The organism is Pseudonocardia sp. EV170527-09, from assembly GCF_008369905.1.
Classification (GTDB): Bacteria; Actinomycetota; Actinomycetes; order Mycobacteriales; family Pseudonocardiaceae; genus Pseudonocardia.
Genome location: NZ_VRMC01000611.1, coordinates 1 through 244, shown reverse-complemented (window position 1 = coordinate 244; position 244 = coordinate 1). Strand labels below are relative to the sequence as shown.

At 79.9% G+C, this 244-nt stretch carries 1 pseudogene; it reads left to right on the top strand.

Features of this window, described 5'->3' with window-relative positions:
- A pseudogene (locus tag FVA95_RS31330) lies at positions 1-244 on the top strand (hypothetical protein); the annotation flags it as partial.

Below are 244 nucleotides of genomic sequence, written 5' to 3'. Positions count from 1 at the left end.
GAGCTCGTCGCACCGGACGCCCCGGTCGCGGACTGCCTGGCGCTGGGCGCGGAGCTGGCCGGTGAGGGGGTGGGGCTGCTCGTCGTCGGTGACGGCGCGGCCAAGCACACCGCGAAGGCCCCCGGCGGGTTCGACGGCCGGGCCGAGGCGTTCGACGCCGTCGTCGCCGCCGCGTTCGACGCCGGTGACCCCGAGCCGCTCGCCCGGCTCGACCCGGACGGCGCCGCCGCGCTCTGGGCCTCGG